The following is a 4,112-nucleotide window of genomic DNA, read 5'->3' as shown; positions in this document are numbered from 1 at the left end:
GGGCCGGCGTGAACCACGGCCTGCTGCACCGCCATTTCGGGAGTAAGCGCCAACTGCTGGCGGCGACGCTGCAGCATCTCGCCGACTCCGCAGCACGGCTCCGCGCGTCAGGCGCAACGCGGGCGGAGATCGAAGCCGCCTACGAATTCCAGGCCCGCGTCATGGTGCGCTCGACGCTCGACGGCTTCCCGGTCGAGGAACTCCAACAACGTTTTCCCGGCATGGAGGCCTTCCTGCGACACGTGCAAGCCGGGCACAGCGATGACCGGACGGCACGGTTGCTGGCCGCGCACGGCATGGCCTTGCAGATCGGCTGGGGTCTGATGGGTCCCACGCTGCGGGTCGCGTTCGGGTTGCACGACCTCGATGACACCGAGATACGTACGGCGGTTGCCGAGCAGATCTCTAAAATTATTGCCGCCCAGTAGGAGCGGGCCACCACCACGAATTAGTGACCGGTCGTTGCGTCCGTGACTTCTGATGTGGGTCTGTGACCTGATCGTGGCCGACATGTACCCGTTGCTGGATTATGTTGACCACTCGGTTGATCGACGGCGCGCCAGACGGCACAGGGCCCCACGGCATAGGGCCCCACGGCATAGGGCTGAGAATCGATGATGGGCAAGGGATTTTATGGACTTCGAGGGTGATCACGCCCGTAATCTGATGTCGCTCGCGCACCACGCATTGCGGAGCGGGGATATCGACAAGGGGGCGTTGTGCGCCGCTGCGATCAGGGTGATCGACAACCCGCCCCGTGACGGCATCTTGCGGAATCTGGCTGACCACGTGTGTCAAGCGGTCTTCGATTGGGCCTGCTTCGATGGCTCGACCGCACGACTGCAGGGTGTGGTGAAAGGCTACGAGACCGCCGCGCGTGCGCTGCAAACGCTTCAGGTCGAGGAGCGGCTCAACACCGGGTAAATGAAATAGCGCGGAACCGGGTTGGTGGTCGGGGTTATTCCGGCGACACCCCGGAGGCAGACACCCCGGAGGCAGACACCCCGGAGGCAGTAGCCTCCCCTTCGTGGCGAAACGCGATCACGGCGACGTCGGCGATGCGCCCTCGGTGCCGCCGCCGTTGCAGCAGGTGAGTATTTCCGCGCAGCCGTCGGCCGCGGAGCAGGCCCGTACGATCTCGGCCGCCGGTAACGCAGCGACGCTGGCCACCTTGACCGCCGACGGCGATCCGTGGGCGTCGCTGGTCGCATACGGGTTACTGGGTGGCGCGCCGGTGCTGTGCGTCTCCAACCTGGCCGAACACGGCCGCAACCTCGCCAACGATCCGCGCGCCAGCCTGTCGATCGTAACGGCGAGCGCTGACGCCGATCCGTTGGCGACGGGACGGATCACCTTGGCCGGTGTCGTCGAAACGCCGCTCGCCACCGATCAGGACGCGGCGCGCGCGGCGTACCTGGGCGCAGTTCCGGCCGCGCGGTTCTACATCGAGTACAGCGACTTCACCCTCTGGGTGCTGCGGGTCGAGCGGATCCGTTGGGTCGGCGGATACGGCCGGATGGATTCGGCAAGCGGCGCGGATTATCTGGCGGCTGCGCCGGATCCGGTGACGCCGGCCTCAGCGCGTGCGATCGCGCACCTCAACGCCGACCATGACGATGCCCTCGCGGCAATGGCACGGGCCTTCGGCGGCTATCCGGACACCGATGCGGCAGTGTGCACGAGCGTCGACCGCTACGGTCTCGACCTGCGGGTGCACACCCCGCGCGGAGTTGCCTACACCCGAGTCGGCTTCCCGGAGCCGCTGACATCGGCCGAGCAATTGCGCTCGGTCACAGCCGAATTGGCGCGCGCCGCCGACAATGCCGATCCCGGCCCTCGAACAAAGGCCTGAATCAGCGCGCCGCTCTTGCGGATTGCCGTCGAGCCTCATCTCTCGCATGGGCCGAGCAGCAATGGCTCATATCGCGATGGTATTGGTCGCAGCATTCGTGTGAACAATAATTCGACGCGACCGGATGCCAGTCCGTATCGGACAGGTCGCGCCATCGGTCGTGCGGATCAAACGCGTGGCCGCAATGTACGCAAGTTTTGACCTTGGTCTTGATAGCCATGCAGGTCAGGATACTCGCCATGGTTCTGACTTGGTGCTGATTTCAGGGCCATTGCGCCGAATTCAGGGGCTCGTTGCGCAATTCAGGCGACCGCGACAGTATGCCTTTCGCGCATGCCTGACATTCAATGACTCGAGTGCTCACACCGAGCCAACTTATTACTTTTCACAACTAACTTGGCCAGACTCGATCACGCCTGCCCCAAGGGCGAGTCGGCTGCCGTTATTTCGTTGTCGTTGACCGACGACAGGTCATCACGTAGCTCACCGATGCGATGCGGCAGCAGGCGCATCGCGACGGCGATCCGACCGTGCACCCCGGGAATGAACCCGGTCGCAACCGCGTTCGGCTTGCGGTGATGGACGCGACGAATTGTCCTAGGATCAGCCTATCGAGCATTGCTGAGCGGGGGACGCGGAGTTGACGATTCTCAAGCGGGCGTGGGTTCCGCTGGTGGTGGTCGTAGCGCTCCTCATCGGCGCAGTCGCCGTGCTCCGACTCAACAGCGTCTTCCCCGGCCCCGGCTTGCCCAAGCCCGACCCGCGGGATGCAACCCCGCCGTATGCGGCCAAAACCGCCATCTACGAAATTCTGGGCCCACCCGGGACCACCGGCGTCGTCAACTGGATGGATGCAGAGTCCTTACCGCAGAAGGCCAGCTTCACCACCTTGCCGTGGTCCACGACGATCGTTGCCGAGATGCCCGGCATCTTCGCCTACGTCGTCGCCCAAGGTGACAGCCCCACGATCGGCTGCCGGATCACCGTCGACGGCAAACTGGTTGATCAGCAGCAGGCCCACACACGCAACGCGGAGGTTTCCTGCTTGGACAAATCCGCGTGAGCGACGAGGCGAGCGACACCGACGAAATTCCCGTAGCGCAGCGCCACGAACTCGAGCGCAAACCGCGGATAGCCCGCAGCATCCGCGTCCTGGCACTGCCGATCGTGGTGTTCTGGGTGCTGCTGGCCGTCGGCGTCAACGTCTTCGTCCCACAGTTGGAAAAGGTCGCCGAGGAAATCTCGGTGCCGCTGTCGCCGGCCGATGCGCCGTCGGTGACCGGGATGAAGCACATCGGTGAGAAGTTCAAGGAGTACGACTCCGACAACCTCGTGCTGGTGACCCTGGTCGGTGACAAACCGCTCGGGCCGGACGCCCACAAGTTCTACGACGACCTGGTCAAGAAGATCCAGGCTGACCACGAACACGTCGAGCATGCGCTGAACTTCTGGGGGCAGCGATTCACGTCCTCGGGTGTCGAGAGCTACGACCACAAGGCCGCCTACGTCCAGGTCAATCTCAAGGGTGACCAGGGTGGTGCCGAGGGCGACAAATCGGTTGCCGCCGTTCGCAAGATCGTCGCGGACGCCAAGCCGCCGGCGGGGGTGAAAGCCTATGTCGCCGGCCAGGGAGCGCTGACTGCCGACACGATCGTGGTGGGCGATGCGAGCTTGGCCAAGATCACGCTCATCACGGTCGTCATCATCGCGATCATGCTGATGTTCGTTTACCGGTCCATCGGCACCGTGTTGCTGACCATGGTGATCCTCTTCGTGGGACTCGCGGCCGGCCGCGGCGTGGTTTCGCTGCTGGGCGAAACCGGCATCATGGGGTTGTCGACCTTCGCCGTGAACCTGCTGACCTCACTCGCGATCGCGGCAGGTACCGACTACGCGATCTTCATGGTCGGCCGCTACCAGGAGGGCCGTGAACGGGGCTTGGACCGTGAAGCCGCCTACTACGACACCTTCGCCGGTGTCAGCAAGGTGGTCCTGGGCTCCGGTCTGACCATTGTCGGGGCGCTGGCCTGCCTGAAGTTCACCCGGCTGCCCTACTTCAGTTCGCTGGCGTTCCCGTGCGCAGTGGGACTGCTGGTGGTGGTGGCGGCTGGGGTCACGCTGACGCCCGCTATCATCGCAGTCGCCAGTGGCTTCGGTCTTTTGGACCCCAAGCGCAAGTTCAACTACACCCGATGGCGCCGCCTGGCGACTGCCATCGTGCGGTGGCCCGCGCCCATCCTTGCCACCTCCGTCATCCTGG

6 protein-coding genes are annotated in these 4,112 nt (G+C 64.4%); 5 read left to right on the top strand and 1 reads right to left on the bottom strand.

Annotation, left to right across the window (positions count from 1 at the left end; translation table 11 throughout):
• The 3 genes from AC2VOU_RS14850 to AC2VOU_RS14840 all read left to right on the top strand — a co-directional run.
• Nucleotides 1-428 (top strand): TetR family transcriptional regulator (locus AC2VOU_RS14850; protein WP_486958066.1); only part of this gene is annotated, 428 nt, incomplete at its 5' end.
• Between the two features lie 205 nt (nt 429-633).
• Nucleotides 634-924 carry a hypothetical protein gene (locus tag AC2VOU_RS14845; RefSeq protein ID WP_486958065.1) on the top strand — a complete coding sequence of 97 codons (291 nt, stop codon included), beginning with the start codon at nt 634-636 and terminating at the stop codon, nt 922-924.
• 103 nt (nt 925-1,027) lie between these two features.
• Entirely contained in the window at nt 1,028-1,852 is an 825-nt protein-coding gene (locus tag AC2VOU_RS14840; RefSeq protein WP_486958064.1) for a HugZ family pyridoxamine 5'-phosphate oxidase, read from the top strand.
• 410 nt (nt 1,853-2,262) lie between these two features.
• On the opposite strand, the gene AC2VOU_RS14835 is transcribed toward AC2VOU_RS14840, so the two are convergent.
• Complete coding sequence (locus AC2VOU_RS14835; protein WP_486958063.1) at nt 2,263-2,388, bottom strand: hypothetical protein; 126 nt, start codon at nt 2,386-2,388, stop codon at nt 2,263-2,265.
• A gap of 104 nt (nt 2,389-2,492) precedes the next feature.
• On the opposite strand from AC2VOU_RS14835, the gene AC2VOU_RS14830 reads away from it, so the two are divergent.
• Both AC2VOU_RS14830 and AC2VOU_RS14825 read left to right on the top strand, forming a co-directional pair.
• The gene (locus AC2VOU_RS14830) at nt 2,493-2,915 is read left to right on the top strand and encodes an MmpS family transport accessory protein (protein WP_486958062.1); all 423 of its coding nucleotides are present in this window, start codon (nt 2,493-2,495) and stop codon (nt 2,913-2,915) included.
• On the top strand, nt 2,912-4,112 hold a 1,201-nt coding region (locus AC2VOU_RS14825; RefSeq protein WP_486958061.1), incomplete at its 3' end, for an MMPL family transporter. The genes AC2VOU_RS14830 and AC2VOU_RS14825, both read left to right, overlap by 4 nt.

The sequence above is a fragment of the Mycobacterium sp. TH-M25 genome (assembly GCF_057473665.1).
This window is presented reverse-complemented; position numbering and strand designations above follow the sequence as displayed.